Genomic DNA, 19,520 nt, shown 5'->3' with positions numbered 1-19,520 from the left:
GGCCCCCGCCGCGCGTCAAGGGACGTTCCAATCTCCTTTGCCGTGCCGCCATCAACCCGCCCCCGGGCGTGTCGTCTCCGTGGTCGCGCCGTCGCCGACCGTAGTGTGGCGCTCCGTTGTTGCGAGCCGCGCCGGTCACGCGCCGGGCCGCGCGGGACGTCGGGGGGCTGTGCATGGCGGGCAGGGGCGGGCTGGACGCAGGCCGGGGCGAGCGGCCCGGGACCGAGATCATCGGAGTCTGCCCGTTCGGGCGGCCCGCGCCCCGCCTCGCCGTCGCCGTCGCCCGCGCGGGCGGCACCGGCGTGCTCGACCTCGGCACCGACCGGACGCCCGGGCTCGCCGCCCTCGCCGACGTCGGCCGCTGGTGGGAGGGGCCGTTCGGCGTGCGCGTGCCCGCCGGGTGCGGGATCCGGCCGGACGAGCTCCCCGGGGCGGCCGCGACCGTCCTGGTCGACGCGCCCGTGCTGCTCGACGCGCCCGCGCCGGGGACGGACGGCGCGCCGGACGTCGCCGGGTTCGCCCGCGGGCGCCGCCTGCTGGTGGAGGTCGTCGACCCGGCGGAGGCCGCCGCCGCGGTCGCCGCCGCCCGGGAGATCACCGGTGACGTGGGGCTCGTCGCGCGGGGCCGCGAGGCGGGCGGGCGCGTCGGCGAGCTGACCACCTTCGTGCTGTTGCAGCACCTCCTGGCCGACACGCGTCTTCTCGCGGACGCGGGGGCGGCGGACACGGCCGTCCCGGTGTTCGCGGCGGGCGGGATCGGGCCGCGCTCCGCCGCGGCGGCGGTGGCCGGGGGCGCGGCCGGGGTCGTCCTGGACGTCCAGCTCGCACTGGTCCGGGAGGCGGAGACGCCCGCCGGCATCGCGGCCGCGCTGTCGGCGATGGACGGCACCGAGACGGCGGTCGTCGACGGGCACCGCGTCCACCAGGGACCCGGCGCCCCCGGGCCCGCGCGGCGTCCGCTGCCCGTCGGGCAGGACGCGCCCCTCGCCGCCGCGCTCGCCGGGCGGTACAAGACCGCCGGGGGAGTGGTGCGGGCCGTCCGGGAGCGGATCGACCTGCACCTGCGGGCCGCCGTGCGCTGCGAGCCGCTCGCGCCGCGCGCCGAACCGGCCGTCGTGCAGGGCCCCATGACGCAGGTCAGCGACACCTCCGCGTTCGCCGGCGCGGTCGCGCAGGACGGCGGCCTGCCGTTCCTCGCGCTCGCCCTGATGGATCCCGGCCGGGTGCGGGAGCTGCTGCGCGAGACCGCCGACCGGCTCGGCGGGCGGCCCTGGGGCGTCGGCGTCCTCGGGACCGCGCCGCCGGAGCTGCGGGAGGCCCAGCTCGCCGTGGTCCGCGAGGCGGCCCCGCCCTACGCGATCGTCGCGGGCGGCGGCCCGGAGCTGGCCGGGCCGCTGGAGGCCGCCGGGGTCAGCACGTACCTGCACGTCCGGTCGCCGGAGCCGCTGGACCGGTTCCTGGCCGAGGGCGCCCGCAGGTTCGTGTTCGAGGGCGGGGAGTGCGGGGGGCATGTCGGGCCGCTCGCGAGCTTCCCCCTCTGGGACGCGCAGGTCGAGCGGCTGGAGGCGTTCGGCGGCGACCCGCGCGAGCTGTCGGTGATGTTCGCGGGCGGGGTGCACGACGCGCGGTCCGCCGCGATGGTCGCCGCGCTCGCCGGGCCGCTGGCCGAGCGCGGCGCCGACGTCCGCGTGCTGATGGGCACCGCGTACCTGTTCACCGCCGAGGCGGTCGCGGCCGGGGCGATCCTGCCGGGCTTCCAGGACGTCGCGCTCGGCTGCGGCGGGACGGCCCTGCTGGAGACCTCGCCCGGCCTCGCGACCCGCTGCGCCCGCACCCCCTACGTCCGGACGTTCGAGGAGACCCGCCGCGAGCTGGAGCAGGTCGGCACGCCGCGGCGGGAGGTGTGGCGGCGCCTGGAGAAGCTGAACCTCGGCCGCCTGCGCGTCGCGAGCAAGGGCCTGCGCCGCGGCGCCCCGGTGGACGCCGGCGTGCAGCGCGCCGACGGCCTCTTCATGATCGGGCAGGTCGCCGCGCTGCGGTCGGCCGCGACCCGGATCGCCGACCTGCACGAGGAGGTCACCTCAGGCGCGACCGCCTTCCTGGCCGCCCGCGCGGCCGAGCTGGGCGTCGCCGGTCCCGCGGCGGGCGCGGGCGGGGCCCGCCCGGCCGACGTCGCGGTCGTCGGCATGGGCTGCGTCCTCCCGGGCGCCCGCGACACCGGGCGGTACTGGGCGAACATCGTCGGCGGCGTCGACGCGGTCACCGAGGTCGCCCGCTGGGACCCGGAGATCCACTACTCGCCGTCGGGGGACGGGACGACGCCGTCGAAGTGGGGCGGCTTCATCCCGGACGTCCCGTTCGACGCGCTCGCCCACGGCATCGCGCCCGGCGCGCTCGGCGGCGTCGACCCGGTCCAGCTGCTGTCGCTGGAGGTCGCGTCCCGTGCGCTGGCCGACGCCGGGTACGCCGACCGCCCCTTCGACCGGTCCCGGACGTCGGTGGTCTTCGGCGCGGCGGGAGGCGGCGACCTCGGTGCCGCGTACGCGATGCGCGCGACGCTCCCGTCCTACTACGGGGAGGTGCCCCCGGGGCTGGACGAGCGGCTGCCGCGCCCGGCCGGGGAGTCCTTCCCCGGCGTCCTCACCGGCGTCATCGCCGGCCGGATCGCGGACCGGCTCGACCTCGGCGGCGCGGCGCTCACGGTGGACGCCGCGGGCGCCTCGTCGCTGGCCGCGCTCGACGCCGCCTGCAAGGAGCTCCTCGCCGGGACCAGCGACATGGTGCTGTGCGGTGGCGCCGACCTGCGCACCGGCGTCCAGGACTACCTGCTCCAGGCCTCGGCGGGCGCGCTGTCCCCGTCCGGGCGCTGCGCCGCGTTCGACTCGTCCGCCGACGGCGTCGCGCCCGGCGAGGGCGTCGGCTGCGTGGTCCTCAAGCGCCTCGCGGACGCCGAACGCGACGGCGACCGGATCTACGCGGTGGTCAAGTCGGTCGCCGCGGCGTCCGACGGCCGCACCCCCGACCTCGCCTCGCCCCGTTCCGAAGGGCAGCGCCGCGCCCTGGAGCGCGCCTACGAGCGCGCGGGCGTCCCACCCGCCTCCGTCGGGCTCGTCGAGGCGCACGGCGCCGGAGCCGAGGCGGACGACAGGACCGAGCTGGCGACGCTCGCCTCCGTGTTCGCCGGGGCCGCGCCGGGAAGCGTCACGCTCGGGTCGGTGAAGTCGCAGATCGGGCACACCGGGTGCGCCGCGGGCGTCGCCGGGCTCATCAAGACCGCGTACGCGCTGCACACGGGCGTGCTGCCCGGGACGCTGCACCTCGCCCGGCCGAATCCGGAGTGGGCGCCGGACGGCCCGCTCGCGTTCGGCGGCGCGGCCCGGCCGTGGGCCGCCGAACCGGGCGGACGGCATGCGGGGCTCAGCGGCTTCGGCGTCGGCGGCGCGCACTTCCACGCCGTCCTGTCCGGCTACGACGGCGCTCCCGAGCCGGTGTCGGGGCTGGACGAATGGCCGGCGGAGCTGTTCCTGATCCGCGGCGCCGACCGCTCCGCCGCCCGCGCCGGGATCGAGCGGCTCTCGGCGCTGCTGCCCGGCGGGCCCCGGCTGCGCGACCTCGCCAGGACCGCCGCCTCGCTCGAAGGCCCGGTGCGGGTGGCGCTGGTGGCCTCAAGCCTGGAGGACCTGCGGGACAAGCTCGCGCTCGCGGCCGAGTTCCGCCCGGCGCCCGGCGTCTTCCCGTCCTCCGGGGAGGCGGGGCAGGTCGCCTTCCTGTTCCCCGGCCAGGGCAGCCAGCGGCCCGGGATGCTCGCGGACCTCTTCGTCGCGTTCCCCCGCCTCCAGCGCCTGCTGCGGCACGCCGGCGGACGGTACGCGGCCGCGATGTTCCCGCCCGCGGCGTTCACCCGGTCGGAGTCCCGCCGCCGCCGGGCGGAGATCGCCGACACGCGGGTCGCGCAGCCCGCGCTCGGCATCGCCGGCCTGGCCGTCCACCGGCTGCTGACCGCGGTCGGCGCGCACCCCGACCTCGCCGCCGGGCACGGCTGCGGGGAGCTCGTCGCGCTCTGCGCGGCCGGCGTGTTCGACGACGCCGACCTGGTCGGCCTGAGCGCCGCGCGCGCCGAGGCGATCCTGTCGGCGGCCGGGCCCGGCGGGGGAGCGGCGGCGGCCGTGGGCGCGTCTCCGGAGGAGGTCCGCGCGGCGCTGGGGGAGATCGGCGACGTCGCCGTGACCCACCACAACGCCCCCCGCCAGGTCGTGATCGCCGGGACCTCCGCGGGGCTGGACCGCGCGCTGGGCGTCCTGTCGAAGGCGGGCCTGCGCGCCGAGCGGATCCCGGTCGCGTGCGCGCTCCCCGGCCCGCTTCTCGCCGACGCGTCGGCGGCCCTGCGCGCGGCGCTGCTCGGCCGCGACCTTCGCTCGCCCGCGTTCCCGGTCTGGTCGAACGCGACGGCGGCGCCCTACGACGCCGACCCGTCCGAGCTGGCCGCCGCCCTCGCGGACCGGCTCGCCGCGCCCGTCCGCTTCGCCGAGCAGATCGAGGCGATGTACGCGGCGGGCGCCCGCACCTTCGTCGAGGCGGGCCCCGGACGGGTCCTCACCGGTCTGGTCGCCGCGATCCTCGGCGACCGGCCGCACACCGCGGTGAGCTGCGACGCGCCAGGCGGCAACGCCCTGGCGGGCCTGCTGCGCGCGCTCGCCGAGCTGGCCGCGGCGGGCGTCCCGGTCGACCCGCTGCCCCTGTTCGCCGGACGCGACGCCCGCCCGCTCACCGCCGGCCCCGCCCCGGTGCCGGGCTGGATCGTCAACGGCCACTCCGTCCGCACCGCCGACGGCGCGTACCCGGCGGGCGCGCTCCGGCCCGCCGAGCGCGTCGAGGGGCCCGGCCCGGGCGGCTCGGAGGCCGCCGTCCTGGAGTACCTGCGCGCGAGCCGCGAGGTGATCGCCGCGCAGCGCGAGGTGGTCCTGCGGCACCTCGCGGCCCCGGCGGGACGGGACGCGGCGGCGCGGTCCGTCCCCGCGCCCCGTCCCGTCCTGCCGGGCGAGACGCTGCCGGACCACGGGCCGGCGGAGGACGCGCCGCGGGAGCGGCCGGCCGCGGGCGGCGACCGGGACGTGCACGCCGCCGCCGGCGCCGTGATCCGCGCTCGCACGGGCGACGGCCGCGAGGACGCCGCCGCGGGGCCGCGCGCCGCCGTCCCGGAGCCGGCCGAACCCGAACCAGAACCCGAGATGACCGTGCCGCCGCCCGCGCGGCCGTCCGCCCATGTGGGGGCCGCGGACCTGTCCGGGAGCCGGCCCGCCCCGCGGGTGTCGCGGCAGATCCCGCGGATCGTCGAACTGGAGGCGCTGCCGGCGCCCCCGGAGTCCGGTACGGGTCTCGCGGGCAGGCGGTTCCTGATCGTGGACGACGCGTGCGGCGTCGCGCTCGAACTGGCCGACCTGCTGGAGCGGCACGGCGCGCAGGTGCGCGTTCCCTCGGACGTGGACGGCCCCTGCGACGGCCTCGTCCACCTGGCGGCGCTGCGGCCGGGGGCCGGGGGCGTGCTGCCGGAGGCGTTCGGCGGCGTCCGGCGGGCGCTGGCCGGCGGGCTGCGGTGGCTGGTCTTCGCCAGTGGCGCCGGCGGGACCTTCGGGCGGCGCTTCGGCGGCGGCGCCGTCGGGGACCCGGGACCGGGCGCGGGCCTGGCGGGGCTGGCCCGGACCATCGCGCGCGAGTACCCGGAGGTGCTCGTCCGCGCGCTGGACGTCGACACCAAGGACACCCCGCGCGCGATCGCGCAGCGGATCCTGGCCGAGCTGCTGGCCGCCGAGGCGCCGGTCGTGGTCGGGCACGAGGGCGGCCGCCGCAACGCCCTGGACCTCATCCCCGCCGGACCGCCCGGCGTCGGCGCGGCGGGCGCGCCGGACCTCGGGCCGGACGGCGTCGTCCTGCTGACCGGGGGCGCGCGGGGCGCCACCGCGCGGGTCGCGCTGGAGTTCGCCCGGACGAGCGGCTGCCACATCGAGCTGGTGGGCCGCACTCCGGAGCCCGCGGGGGAGCCCGAGTTCCCCGGCGCCGAGGACGAGGCAGGGCTGCGCCGGGCGCTCGTCGCGCACGGCGAGGAGCAGCCCGCCGAGATCGAGGCGACGGTCCGCAGGCTCCTCGCCGAGCGCGAGATACGCCGGACCCTCGCGGACCTGGCCGGGCACGCCGCCTCCGTGCGGTACCACGCGGCGGACGTGCGGAGGCCGGGCGCCGTGCGGGCCGTGGTGGACGACGTCTACCGGCGGCACCGGCGGCTGGACGGCGTCGTCCACGGCGCCGGACTCGCCGGGGACCGCCTCGTCCGCGACACCTCGCCCGAGGCGTTCGCGCGGGTGTACCGGACGAAGGTGGACGGCGCCGCCGCGCTCGTCCAGGCGGTCCGCCCCGGCCTCGAGTTCTTCGTCGTCCTCTGCGGCGTCGCGGGCGCGCACGGCGAACCCGGGCAGGCCGGCTGCGCGGCGGCCGGAGACGCGTGCGGCACGCTCGCGCACGTGTGGCGGAGGCGGCTGCGCGGGCGGGTGCTCGTCGCCGAGTGGGGCCCGTGGGCGGGCGGCGCGGTGCCGCCCGAGCGGGCGCGCGAGTACGCGCGGCACGGCGTCGGGCCGATCGATCCGGACGCCGGGGCCGCCGCCCTGCTCAGAGAGATCGCGCACGGGGACGAGACGCGGGTCGTGCTGACGGGGACACTCCGGTGAGCGAGGCGGGGGAGCCGATCGCGATCGTCGGCGCCGGGGCGCTGTTCCCCGGCGCGGGCTCGGCGGCCGAGCTGTGGCGCAACGTCCTCGAAGGGGTCGACGCGATCGGCGACGTGCCGCCCGGCCGCTGGGACCCCGCGGTCTACTACGACCCCGGCGCGTACGGGCGGGAGCCGGAGAGCGACCGGTTCTACTGCCGGCGCGGCGGGTTCGTGGACGAGCTGGCCACCGTCGACCCGGCCAGGTTCGGGATCGTCCCGGCGGCGGTGCGGGGCATGGAGCCCGACCACCTGCTGGCCCTGCGCGTGGCCGGGGACGCGATCGCGGACGCGGGCGGCGCCGAGCGGCTGCCCGACCGGTCCCGGATCGGCGTCGTCCTCGGGCGCGGCGGCTTCATCACCCCGGGCGCGGCGCGGGCCGACCAGCGGGTCAGCACCTCCCACCAGGTCGCCGGCATCCTCGGGGAGATCGTGCCCGAACTCGGGCCGCGGCGCTTGGCGGAGATCCGCCGGGCGTTCTGCGAGCGGCTCGGCCCGGACGAGCCGGACGCCTCGGCCGGGCTGCTGCCGGGCTTCGCCGCGGCCCGCGTCGCCGACCGGTTCGACCTGCGCGGCCCCGCCTACACGCTGGACGCGGCGTGCGCGTCGTCGCTGCTCGCCGTCGAGCACGCCGTGCGGGCGCTGCGCGGCGGGCAGGCCGACGCGATGCTGGCGGGCGGCGTCCACCACGCGCACCACGCCACCGTGTGGAGCGTCTTCAGCCGCCTCCGCGCGCTGAGCCCGAGCGAGACCATCCGGCCGTTCGACCGCGCCGCCGACGGGACGCTCCTCTCGGAGGGGACGGGCGTCGTCCTGCTCAAGCGGCTGTCGGACGCCCGGCGGGCCGGGGACCGCGTCCACGCGGTGATCCTGGGCGCCGGATCGTCCAGCGACGGGCGCGCCGCGAGCGTCCTGAGCCCGATGGTGGACGGGCAGGTCCTCGCGGTCGAGCGGGCGTGGCGGGACGCGGGCCTGGACCCGGCCGCGCCCGGCTCGGTGGGGCTGATCGAGGCGCACGGCACCGGCGCTCCGGCGAGCGACGAGGCCGAGCTGGCGACGCTGCGCCGGGTCTTCGGCACCGCCGGTCCGCCGATCGGTCTCGGCACGGTCAAGTCGATGATCGGGCACGCGATGCCGGCCGCGGGGATCGCCGGGCTGCTCAAGGCCGCGTTCGCGCTGCGCGACGGCGTCCTGCCGCCGACGCTGCACGTCGACGACCCGCATCCGGCGCTGGACGGCGGGCGGCTGCGGCTCGTGCGCGAGGCCGCGGAGTGGGCCCGGGAGGGCGGCCCCCGCAGGGCGGCCGTCAACGCGTTCGGATTCGGCGGCGCCAACGCGCACGTCGTGCTGGAGGAGCCGCCCGCCGCCCGCAGGCCGCGGCGGCGCAGGCTCGACGCGCCGCCGTCGGACGAGGGCGTCCTGCGGCTGGCCGCGCGCACGCCCGAGGAACTGTCCGAGGCCCTGGCGGTCCCCGACGAGGAGCTCCTCGCCAAGATCCGCGACGATGTCCCCGACCTTCCGTGCCGTCTCGCCATCGTCGGCCCCACGCCGCGCAGGCTCGACCTGGCGCGCGCCCTCGTCCAGCGCGGAACCGCCTGGCGGGGACGCAGCGACGTGTGGTTCACGCCCCGCCCCCTCCTGTCGGGCGGCGGGCGGCTGGCGTTCCTGTACCCCGGGTTCGAGGCCGCCTTCGACCCGCGCGTGGACGACGTCGCCGCGCACTTCGGCATGCCGTCGCCCGCGCTGACCGGCCGCACGGACCTGGTCGGGCACGCCGCCGACGTGCTGCGCGCCGGCCGGCTGCTGACCGCGGCGCTCGGCCGGCTCGGCGTCGAGCCCGACGTCGTCGCGGGCCACAGCCTCGGCGAGTGGACGGCGATGGCCTCCGCCGGCGTCTGCGACGCGGACGCGGTCGAGGCGCTCCTCGCCGCGCTCGACGGCGAGGCCCTGGACGTCCCCGACACCGTGTACGCGGCGCTCGGCTGCGGCGCGGCCCGGGTCCGGGAGGCCGTGGGCGCGCGGTCCGGCGTCGTCGTCAGCCACGACAACTGCCCGCACCAGTCGGTGGTCTGCGGCCCGGCCGGGGAGGTCCGCGAGGTCCTGGCCCGGCTCGCCTCCGAAGGGGTGCTCGGCCGGGAGCTGCCCTTCCGGTCGGGGTTCCACACCCCGCTCGCCGAGGCGTACGACAAGCAGGTGCGGCGCGCGTTCGAGGCGCTGGAGATCCGCGAGCCCCGCGTCCCGCTGTGGTCGGCGACGACGGTCGCGCCGTTCCCGCGCCGCCCCGCCGAGGTCCGCGAGCTGGTCGCTCGCCACCTCCTCGAACCCGTCCGGTTCAGCGAGCTGGTCGAGGAGCTGTACGGCGCGGCGCACGTGCGGGCGTTCGTGCAGGTCGGGCCGGGCGGCCTCACCGAGTTCATCGCCGACCGCCTCGGCGGCCGCGAGCATCTCGCGGTGGCCGTGAACGTGCCGAAGCGCGACGGGATGGCCCAGCTCCGCCGCGTCGTCGCCGCGCTGTGGAGCGAGGGCTACGGCGCGTCCCCGCCGTCCCCGCCCTCGGCGACGGGCATGCGCCTGGACCTCGGGACGCCGCTGGTCAGGCTGGACGGGGCGGTGGAGCCCCTCCGGCTCGGCCGCGGGCTCGCGGCGCTGCCCGCGGACGATCCCGTGCTGGCCGAGCTGGAGGCCCTGCTCGACGACGCCGCGAACGGGGCGCAGTCGGTCCTTGAGGCGCTCGGGGGCGGGCCCCCGCCCCCGTCCGTCCCGGGCGAGGACGTCTCGCCGGTGGCCGCCGAGCTGACCGTCTCGCGCGTCTTCTCGGCCGAGTCGATGCCGTGGCTGCGCGACCACTGCCTCGTCCCGCAGCCCCCCGACTGGCCGGACATGTCGGACAGGTTCCCGATCGTTCCGCTGGCGGGGCTGCTGGAGGTCATGGCCGACACGGCGCGCGAGCTGCTGCCCGACCTCCTGGTCGTCGGGTTCGAGAACGTCCGCGCGGTCCGCTGGCTCGTCGCGGCCCCGCCGACCGCCGCCGACATCCGCGCCTACCTCATCGAGTCCGCCGGACGGCCCCGCAAGGTGAAGGTCGTCGTCAACGGCCACGCGGACGGGACGGTCCTGCTCGCCGAGCGCTACCCGGCGCCACCCCTGCCGGACCGCACGCCGCTGAGCATCGAGGGCCCGCCCATCGTCACCGCCGAGCGCCTCTACGAGGAGCGCTGGATGCACCACGGCCCCCTCTTCCGCGCCGTCACCGAGATCACGGCGCTCGCGGAGGACGGCGTGCGTGCCGTCCTGACCTCGCTGCCCACACCAGGCGCGCTCATGGACGGCGCAGGGCAGCTCTGCTCCCACTGGATCCAGGTCTACGGCGACACCAACCAGACCGTCTTCCCCGTAGGGATCGAACGGGTCGCCCTCTACGGGCCCACGCCGTCCCCAGGGGAGGACCTGGACACGACCATCTGGAACCAGTCCCTCACCGACACCACCATGCGCTGCTCAGCGGAGATGGTCAGGGAGAACGGAAGGGTGTGGGGACGCGTCGACGGATGGACGACTCACCGCTTCTACACCGACGAGGCGCTCTGGCGGATGAAGTTCACCCCAGAGGTGTCCGGAACGGGCGAGCCGCAACCCGGCGGCTGGTGCCTGGCCCGCAAGCGGTGGGACGGCACCGCGTCCCGCGACCTGCTGATGCGCCAGTACCTGCGCGCCGCCGAGCGCGCCGAGTACGAGGCCCTCCCGCCGTTCGCGCAGGGGCCGTGGCTCCTCGGGCGGATCGCCGCCAAGGACGCCGTCCGGCACCACCTGTGGCGCGAGGGCCAGGGGCCGCTGTTCCCCGCCGAGCTCGCCGTCCAGGACGGCCCGGTCGTGACGGGGCCGTTCGATGAGCCGCTCACCCTCGCGATCGCCGCGGACGCCGACCTGGGCGTGGCCCTGGTCAGGCCCGGCCGCGAACCGGCCGGCATCGGGCTCGCCCCGAACGGGGAGGGCGCGCGCATCCGCGCGGCCAAGCAGGCGGTGCTTCAGGCGGTGCTGCGGGGGAAGGGCACCGGACCCGACCGACTCGAACTGGTCGTGACCGTCGCCGACGCCGAACGGCTCCTGATCGCCGCGGGCGGCACGGTCACCACGGTGGAGACCCGCGAACTCGAAGGACACGTCGTGGCCTGGACGGCCGCGTCCGGCACGACGGACATGGAGGAGAGCCGAGCATGAAGGACGTCGACCACCCCCGGACGCCGGCGGGAGCCGCGCGGTGAGCGCCCGCCGTGTACGGGTGCCGTCCCTGCTGGGCGATCCCGGGGTCGCTCGGGCGTGCGCCCCGCCGCGCCGCTTCCTGTTCGCCGTCCCGCCGCTCGACGGGCACGTCGCCGCGGTCGCCGCGGTCGCCGCCGAGCTCGCCCGCCGCGGCCACAAGATCGCCTGGACGGGCCACCGCGCGTCCCTGGAACCCCGGCTGCGCCCCCGCTCGCGGATCTTCAGCGCCCTCGCCGACGGGGACGCGGCGCGCCTGCGCGACGACCGCCTCCGGACCGGCGGCCCCGCGGACCCGCGCTACTGGGAGGAGTTCCTCGTCCCCCTCGGCCACGCGATGCTGCCCGGCGTCGAGACGGCGGTCGAGCGGTTCCGCCCGCACGTGGTGGTCGGCGACCAGCTCGTCCTCGCCGCGCCCGTCGCGGCCCGCCGCCGCGAGATCCCCTGGGCCACGTCCGCGGCGACGCCGGCCGAGTTCACCCGCCCGCTCGCCGACCGGCCGGAGGACGAGCGGCGGGTGCGCGAGCGGATCGGCGGTCTCCAGCTCGACCACGGCATCGACGACCTGCTCGACCTGCGCTTCTCCGACCACCTCGTGCTGGTCTTCTCCACCGGCGCGCTGCTCGGCGACGTCTCCTTCTTCCCCGACCACTTCGCCTTCGTGGGGCCCGTCCTCGGCCGTCCCGCGCCGAGCGCGTTCCCGTGGGACCGGCTCGACGGCCGTCCCGCCGCGCTCGTCTCGCTCGACACCGCCGACGACGTGTCACGCGAGCGGTTCCTCCGGGCCGCCGCCGAGGCCGTCCGCGAGCTGGACGTCCAGGCGGTCCTCGTGGCGCCGCCCGCCCTGGTGGGGGACGTGCCGCCGAACGTCATCGTCCGCGACCAGGTCCCTCGGCCGAGACTCCTCGAACGGATGTCGGCGGTCGTCTGCGACGGCGGCTACGGCGCCGTGTGCGAGTCGCTGGCCCACGGCCTCCCGCTGGTGGCCGCGCCGGTCCGCGACGACCAGCCGATCATCGCGGGGCTGCTGGAGAAGGCGGGCGCGGGGACCGCGGTCCCGTTCGACGGCGTCGGGCCGGACGGGTTGCGGGCCGCCCTCGCGACCGTCCTGGCCGACGGCCCGCACCGCGCCGCCGCCGGGCGCGTCCGCGACTCCTTCGCCGCGGCGGGAGGCGCCGCCGAGGCCGCCGACCGCCTGGAGAAGCTGGCCTGACCCCGCGAGCGGCCGGGCGCGCGAAGCACCCCATACTTGCGGCCATGACGGAACGACGCGCGATCCTCAGCGGTTCGACCTTCGAGGAGCAGATCGGCTACGCCCGCGCCGTGGTGGACGGCGACCGGGTGCACGTCTCCGGCACGACCGGGTTCGACTACGCCGCCATGACCATCTCCGACGACGTGGTGGAGCAGGCCGAGCAGTGCCTGCGCAACATCGAGGCCGCGCTCGCGGAGGCGGGCTGCACGTTCGCCGACGTGGTCCGCGTCCGGTACCTGCTCCCCGAGCGCGCCGACTTCGAGCCCTGCTGGCCGGTGCTGCGGCGCCGCTTCGGCGACGTGCGGCCGGCCGCGACGATGCAGGTGTGCGGCCTCGCCGACCCCCGCATGAAGATCGAGATCGAGGTCGACGCGCGGAGGGCGCACGGGTAGGACGCGGCCGGCGGCGGGCTAGCCGGCGGTGGTGAAGGAGTCGAGGAGGCCGCCGAGGTCGCCGAGGGGGGACGCCGCCTCCCGGAGGCGGCCGGGCCAGTCGGGGTCGGCGCGCTCGGCGCCCACCGCGGCCTCCAGCGCGCGGGCCGAGCCCCACACCGCGAAATCGCGGGCGGCGGTGTCGCGCTGGTCGCGGTCCCACCAGGCGCTGACGGCGCGGAACTGCGCGTCGAGCGTGTCGCCGGGGATCGCGCGCCCGTAGCGGCTCTCCCACTCCCCGCTCATCGGATGGCGTCCGCCGCCGGGACTCGTCCGCCGCGCCCCGCCGAGCTCCTCCAGGAGGAGGCACCAGCGGTACGGGGCGGCGAAGAACTCCACCTCGACGGCGGCGCACGCGGCCCCCCGGTGCATCGCGACCAGATGCCCGGCCAGCCCGGCGGGGGCCGCGCGGGACTCGACGGCCGCGTCCACCGCGTGCGAGACGGCGCAGTCGCGGATCCGGGGCGGCAGCCCGCTCAGCAGGGAGGACGCGGGGCGCGGGGAGCCCCAGCCGGTCAGGTGGGCGGCGGCGGCGAGCTCCGCCCACACCACCACCTCGGGACGGTCGGAAAGGACCCGCTGCGCGGCGCGCATGTCCCGCAGCGTGCAGGGCGAATCGCGGCAGTCGGCGCCGCACGTCCCGCTGCGGGGGGTCACCAGCACGCGGGGCGAGGCCGTCGGCGGCGCGGCCTCCTCCAGGCGCGAGCCGTCCGGCATCCGGACCAGGTGCGGGTAGTCCATGCCGTCGGTGAACACCGCGCCCTCGCCCGGCGTGAGCGTGACGAGGAACTGCGACTGCGCCTCGGTGATGTTCATCGTGGCGCCGACCGCGTCCCGGTCGTCCTTCGCGGGCAGCCGGTGGACGATCTTGACGGCGGTGTTCTTGATGACGTCCGGGACGAGCTTGGACGGGATCTGCTCCGCCACGATCAGCCCCTCCCCGTACGCGCGGATCTCCGCCAGCAGGCTCGCGAACGTCTCCACCGCGTGGGACGCGGGCCCGGCCTGCTCGCTGCGGCGCAGCAGCCGGTGCGCCTCCTCGAACACGCTGAGGTGCCGCAGTCCGGGCGGGGCGCCCTGCCGCTGCCGCAGCCGCAGGTGCTCGACCAGCCGGACCAGGACGGTGCCCATCAGGAACGCCTTGTCGCGGTCGTCCCCGACGTCCTCGATCTCCAGGACGACGTTGCGGGCGAGCAGCGCGTCGAAGTCGATGGGGTGGCCGCCCTCGAAGAACCGCCCGGTGGTGCCGAGCCGCAGGCTGGACAGCCGGACCCGGATGAAGCCGCGCACGTTGTCGGTGATCTCCTGGCCGTAGCCGATCTCGTCGACGACCTGCTCGGCGGTGGCCTGCAGGTCGGCCAGCGTCGGATAGCGCGGCGCGGTGCCCGGCACCGTCGGCTCGCCGAGCGCGAGGTCCCAGCCGAGCCGCTCGTAGCAGCGGCTCAGCGCCGCCGCGAGCACCTGCGGGAACGGCTCGTCGGCCTCGAACGCCGCGAGGAACAGGGCGCGGACGAGGTCGGCGTGGGTCTGCAGCGGGAACGGCCGCCCGTCCGGCCCGGTCGCCGGTTCGAGCGGGTTGATCCCGGCCGCGATGGCCTCCGCGTCCCCCGGCCGGATCGTGACGACCTCCGCGTCCGGGAGCCGCGCCGCCATCAGCCGGTACTCCGCCTTCGCGGGCTCGACCACCAGCCACGGCAGCCCCGCCCCGGACGCGGCCGCGAGCAGCGACCGGACGGTCTGCGACTTGCCGGCGCCGGTCGCCCCGCACACGAACGTGTGCCGGTTCAGGCTGGACAGCGGCAGCGAGATCGGGCCCACGTCGCGGCGGTTGCGGTCCAGGACCCGTCCCAGCGTGACCCCGGTGCCGGGCGACTCGGGCGTGACGTCGAACTCCGGCCGCATCACGAACCGGACCCCGGCGACCTCGCGGACGGGCGGACGGGCCAGCGCCGCGACGAGCTGCGTGCTCGCCTCGAACGGCCCCGCCGCGCCCGGGACCAGCGCGTACGGCAGGCGGCCGAGGTCGGCCGACGCGCACACGAGCGCCGCGACCCGCGCGGCGGCCCGGGGCGTCGCCGCCCCGGCCGCCAGGTGCACCCGCCACAGGCCGGACGTGGCGGCCCGGCGCAGCTCGCGGTGCCGCTTGTCCATCCGGTCGGCCGCGACCGAGTCCTCCGGCGACAGCTCCGCCATCGACCGGGCGCGCTGCTGCCGGTCGGCCAGGTCGTCGGCGAGGCGCCGCGCCTCGTCCGGGTCGACGGGCTCGGCGACCAGCATCCACGCGAACGGCTGCATCCACACGGCGAGCAGGCCGTCCTCCAGGGACGGCCGCGCGGGCTCCTCCGGAGGGGGGTCCTCCACGAGCAGGCCGTCGGCGATGCCGCCGATGCTCACCCAGTGCGGCATCGAGTCCTCGCCGACGCCCTGGGGCAGCAGGGTCCCGCGGCCGCCCGCGGGAAGGCTGAGGGTGGCCGCGTCCCCGTCGCGGTCGGCGAGGAGCCCGTCCCCGCCGACGAACACCTCCGTGGGGCCGAACGCCTCCGCGCGCCGCCAGCCGACGAGCACCGCGTCCCCGCCCGCGTGGTAGGCCGAGACCAGCGCCGCGAACCGCTGGTCGCGCCACTCGTCCCGTCCGTCCGCCTCGTCGGGGCGGGGGACTTCCGTCAGCCGGCACACCGGCAGGCCGCGCACGACGTCCCACATGGTCAGCCGCGCCGGCGGGCCGGGCCGGACATTTTCGCGATCTCGCCTCGGTCCAAGGTCATGAGCAGTCAGGCTATTGAGCAAGAACCCCTTTGGGAAGGCCGATTCCTGGTGAGGGGCCTGACAAGTCACATGTCAATCTGCTTGGGTTATTTGCGGCATACCGAGCGGGACGGGGGTTCAGATCGTGAGGGCGGTCGACCATGGGGGATTGCTGTCACGCCGCGAACGGCTCTTCACCCCCGATCCCCGGCTCGGCTGGGTGTTCCGCGACCGGTGGTGGTTCCTGCGCCCCTTCCCGGACGCGCCGCCCCAGCAGCAGGCGCTGCCCGACTACCTGGCGCGCCGGGTCGTCCAGACCGAGCAGCTCGCGCAGCACAGGCTGAGCCGGACGCTCCCGGTGAGCGCGGCCATCGCGATGGTCCTCGTGCTCTTCGCCGCCTGCTCGGCGAGCGGATCCGGGACCGTCTCGGTCGGCTCGCTCCTGCTGGCCGCCATCGTCCTGGCCCCCGGCGCGGCGCTGACCTGGTGGGCCGTCCGGCAGCGGCAGAGCGCCCGCCAGGCCCACGACCTCGCCCAGCAGCAGGTCATCGGCGGCTACCAGGCCCAGGCGCGGCAGTGGCACGCGCGCAGGCAGGCCCACGACGCCGCGGAGCGCGCGCGGCTGAGCGACCTGCCCGAATGGGGCGCGGCCCCGCGCCCCGGCCGCCGTCTGGACGTGTTCGGCGGGACGCTGTGGGCGTGGGAGGCGCTGCTCACCACCTACGGGACGTCCACCCTCGCCGTCCAGCCCCTGCTCGTGCTCGACCTGTCCCGCGAGGTCGTCAGCCGCGAACTCGTCGAGCTGGCGCAGGCCGCGTGGATGGGCGTGGACGCGCAGCTGCTGCCCAGCCGCCAGGCCTCCTCCAGCCTGCTGTCCGACATGTCGCCCCGCGACCTGGTGGACGCGATCGTCGAGTCCATGCACGGCGGCACGCCCGACGCCGCGCGGGCCGACCGCAGCATGGACGACCGGATCCTGACCCGGGTCTGCGGCGCGCTCGGCGACGACGTCACGCTCGGCCGGATCGCGGCGGCCCTGCGCGCCCTCATGGGCGAGCCCGACGACGGCGACGCGCTGACCCGCGAGGAGCGGCGGCACATCGCGAACGAGCTGTTCACCGTGGAGTACCGGCGGCAGGCCCACGCGAGCCTGTCGAGGATCGAGTCCTACATCCACCCGCTGGAGGACCTCGGGACGGCGCCCGCCGAGAAGGAGGGCGCCGGCTACCTGACCTGCGTCGCGCTCGACAGCCAGGCCCGCAACGTCCGCTCCGAGCTGCTGACCGACCTCATCGTCCAGTGGGTGACGCACCGCATCACCGCGTCGGGGGCCTCCACGCCCGCCCTCGTCGTCGCCGGAGCGGACGAGCTCGCCCGCCGCCACCTCGAACGGCTCTCGGACGCCTGCGAGCGGCGCGGCGTCCCGCTGACCCTGCTGTTCCGGCGGCTGCGGGAGACCTCCGCGGAGATGATCGGCGGCGGCGCCGTCGCGTTCATGCGGCTCGGCAACCACGAGGACGCGTCCCGCGCCGCCGACTTCATCGGGCGCGACCACCGCTTCGTCCTGTCGCAGATCACCAAGAACGTTGGCGGGAACGAGTCCCACACCACCACCGACACCGAGGGCACGGGCGACTCCGAGACCTACAGCACCAGCCGCACCACCGGGACGTCCCGCAACTGGGGGACGAACCGCTCGTCCGGCACCAGCTACTCGGGCGGCGAGATGTTCGGGCTCTTCCCCGACCGGTCGACGTCCTACCAGCGCGGCAGCAACCGGGGCGGCTCGACGAGCACCAGCGACACCGAGGGCACCTCCACCTCCACCTCGCGGAACTGGTCGGCCGCCTACTCCTACGCGGAGGGGACCAACTGGAGCGACGCCGACACCACGCAGCGCGTGTACGAGTACGTCGTCGAACCCGTCACCCTCCAGTACCTGCCCGACCACGCCCTGCTGCTGGTCGAGTCGGCGCCCGGCGGCGGCCGCACCATCACGCCCGTCGAGTGCGACCCGGCCATCATCACCCTGGACCGCGTCACCACCGGCCCCCTTCCGGACCCGCCGCCCCCGCAGCAGGCGCTCCCGGCCGCCGACCCGGCGCTGACCTCGCCCGGCCCGGCGCCGCAGCCCCAGCAGTGGGGCGCGCCGTCCGCCCCGCCCTGGGCCGCCCCGCCCGTGCTGCCCCCGCCGCGGGCGCCCCTGTCGACCCGGCCGGGCCCGCCGCCCGGCCAGCAGACCGGCCCGCGGCCGCCCGAAGACCCCCGCCAGGGCCCGCCGCCGCTGTTCGGCGGAAGGACCTGACCGCTCAGCCGAGCCGGCGGCGGAGCGCCTGCGCCCGCCGGACGAGGGGCAGCGGCAGCCCGTCGGGCTGGTGCTCGATGCGGTGCTCCACGGCGGCGACCAGGTCCGCGCCGAACCCCATGCGCACCGCCGCCGCGTCCGCCCGCGCCTCGCCACCGGCGTCCAGCAGGCGCGCGCCCAGCGAGGCGGCGTAGGCGAGCGCGGCAGGCACCGCCACCAGCACCGTCACCGCCGCGGCGACGGCGCCCAGCAGCAACACCCCGAGGAAGCCGATCGGCCGGTGCCACTCGACGGCCCGCCTCCACATCGGAGCGACCGGGGACCACGCCGTCCGCAGCGCCCACCGCAGCGTCCGGTTGGGCAGCGTCACCTGCGCGTGGACGAACGCCGGCACCGCCCGCCACCCCTGGAGATGCCCCAGCTCATGGGCGAGGACGGCGGCGAGGTGCCCGGGCGCCAGCGAGCGCGCCGACTGCGACGTGACCGCCACCGTGCGCGCTGAGGGCCTGCACGCGTTCAGCCCGTCCGACTCGACGATCACGAGCCGGTAGCCGCTGACCCCGGCGTGCTGCTGCACGTAGCGCCACGCGTGCTCCAGCCGCGCGCGCTCCTCGCCGTCCGGCTCCCGGTAGCCGTAGGAGCGCGAGGCGCTGAGGGGCGCCAGCAGCAGAAGCGCCCACACGGCGAACACCGAGACCGCGCCCCAGAAGGGCCACAGGGACCCCGCCCCGAAGGCGACGGCGGCGACCAGGCCCCCTTCGACCAGCACGACGAGCCCGATCGCGAAACCGGCCTGCCCGGACGGCGTGCCCTGCGGCCGCCCCGGCGGAAGGTAACGCGGCCCCGTCTCCTCCGCCTGCCGCGGCGCCTCCGCCACCCGCTGCTCCGGCAACCGGCGCACCGCTGGCCGCGGCGCCGGAGGACGGGGAGCATGGGGCTTCCGGAGCCCCGGAGCAGGAGGCGCCGGCGTCTCCATCCGAGCCTCCTGCGAGGGCGGCGGAACCGCAGGCCGCGGCGGACGGCCCCCACCGAGCCGCGGCGGCGGAGGCGCCGAGGACTCGAACCGGGCCTCCTCCAGAGGCGGCGGCTGAACAGGCCGCGACGGAGACGGGGGAGCGGGCCTACCCCGCCCCTGCGGCGGCCCGGACCGCCGCCCCGACTCCACGCGCGGCGACGGCATGTGCGTCCGCCCCGGAGACGAAGACGTCGCAGGGCGCGGTGGCGCAGCGGGCGGCCGGGGCGGAGCGGGCGGCGTACGCGCCTCGCCGAGGTTCGGCGGCGGGGGCGCCGGTGTTGCCGGCGGAGCTTCTACCGGGGGCGGTGGGGGAGGAGTCGGCGGCTCCGCTGGCGGGGGAGGCGACGGAGCGTTCGCGGGGCGCGGTGTTTCCGGGGGGTGCGACGGCGAGGGAGGCCGCTGTGGGGGCCGGGATGCGCCCAGGCTCGGCGGGGGAAGCGTGGGCGGTTCGGGCCGAGCCTCCTGTAGGGGCACCTGCGAAGCGGACGGCTTCTCGGCGGCCTCAGGTGGCGACGGAGGGGTGTCTGGGCGACGACGAGGCTCAGGACCCGAGAACGGCCGCTGCGCGGGGTGCGCCGTGGGCCCGTACGGGCGTGGAGGCGTGGCCGGAGGGTGGGACGGCTCGGCCTCTGAGACCGGCGGCTGCGGGGGACGCGGCGCCGGTGTCTCCGGGGTTACTTCCCCTGCGGGCGGCGGTTCGACGGCTGCCGGGGGAGGCGGTGGTGGGGGCCCAGGCCGTTGCGGGCGCGGGGCGG

Annotated in this window: 7 protein-coding genes; 5 read left to right on the top strand and 2 right to left on the bottom strand. The window is 77.5% G+C overall.

Annotated features, from left to right (window positions below):
• Positions 1 to 116: 116 nt before the first annotated feature.
• The 4 genes from BKA00_RS16915 to BKA00_RS16900 are packed head-to-tail and all read left to right on the top strand — an operon-like array spanning position 117 to position 12,661.
• Positions 117 to 6,719, top strand: coding sequence for a type I polyketide synthase (locus BKA00_RS16915; protein ID WP_221493188.1), 6,603 nt, complete (start codon positions 117 to 119; stop codon positions 6,717 to 6,719).
• Complete coding sequence (locus BKA00_RS40465) at positions 6,716 to 10,975, top strand: beta-ketoacyl synthase N-terminal-like domain-containing protein (protein ID WP_185026144.1); 4,260 nt, start codon at positions 6,716 to 6,718, stop codon at positions 10,973 to 10,975. The genes BKA00_RS16915 and BKA00_RS40465 overlap by 4 nt, the downstream gene beginning before the upstream one ends.
• Before the next feature lie 40 nt (positions 10,976 to 11,015).
• The gene (locus tag BKA00_RS16905) at positions 11,016 to 12,227 is read left to right on the top strand and encodes a glycosyltransferase (protein WP_230298715.1); all 1,212 of its coding nucleotides are present in this window, start codon (positions 11,016 to 11,018) and stop codon (positions 12,225 to 12,227) included.
• A gap of 44 nt (positions 12,228 to 12,271) precedes the next feature.
• The gene (locus BKA00_RS16900; protein ID WP_185026142.1) at positions 12,272 to 12,661 is read left to right on the top strand and encodes a RidA family protein; all 390 of its coding nucleotides are present in this window, start codon (positions 12,272 to 12,274) and stop codon (positions 12,659 to 12,661) included.
• 18 nt (positions 12,662 to 12,679) lie between these two features.
• Here the strand turns inward: BKA00_RS16900 and BKA00_RS16895 are convergent, their stop codons facing one another.
• The gene (locus BKA00_RS16895) at positions 12,680 to 15,403 is read right to left on the bottom strand and encodes an ATP-binding protein (RefSeq protein ID WP_221493187.1); all 2,724 of its coding nucleotides are present in this window, start codon (positions 15,401 to 15,403) and stop codon (positions 12,680 to 12,682) included.
• Between the two features lie 211 nt (positions 15,404 to 15,614).
• Between BKA00_RS16895 and BKA00_RS16890 the strand changes: the two genes are divergently transcribed.
• Positions 15,615 to 17,750 (top strand): PspC domain-containing protein, encoded by a 2,136-nt coding sequence (locus tag BKA00_RS16890; protein WP_185026140.1) that lies wholly within the window; start codon positions 15,615 to 15,617, stop codon positions 17,748 to 17,750.
• Positions 17,751 to 17,754: 4 nt separating this feature from the next.
• Here BKA00_RS16890 and BKA00_RS39005 read toward each other — a convergent pair whose 3' ends face one another.
• On the bottom strand, positions 17,755 to 18,642 hold the full coding sequence (locus BKA00_RS39005) for a M48 family metalloprotease (protein WP_230298742.1): 888 nt from the start codon (positions 18,640 to 18,642) through the stop codon (positions 17,755 to 17,757).
• Positions 18,643 to 19,520 lie beyond the last annotated feature (878 nt).

Source organism: Actinomadura coerulea (assembly GCF_014208105.1).
Lineage (GTDB): Bacteria > Actinomycetota > Actinomycetes > Streptosporangiales > Streptosporangiaceae > Spirillospora > Spirillospora coerulea.
This window is presented reverse-complemented; position numbering and strand designations above follow the sequence as displayed.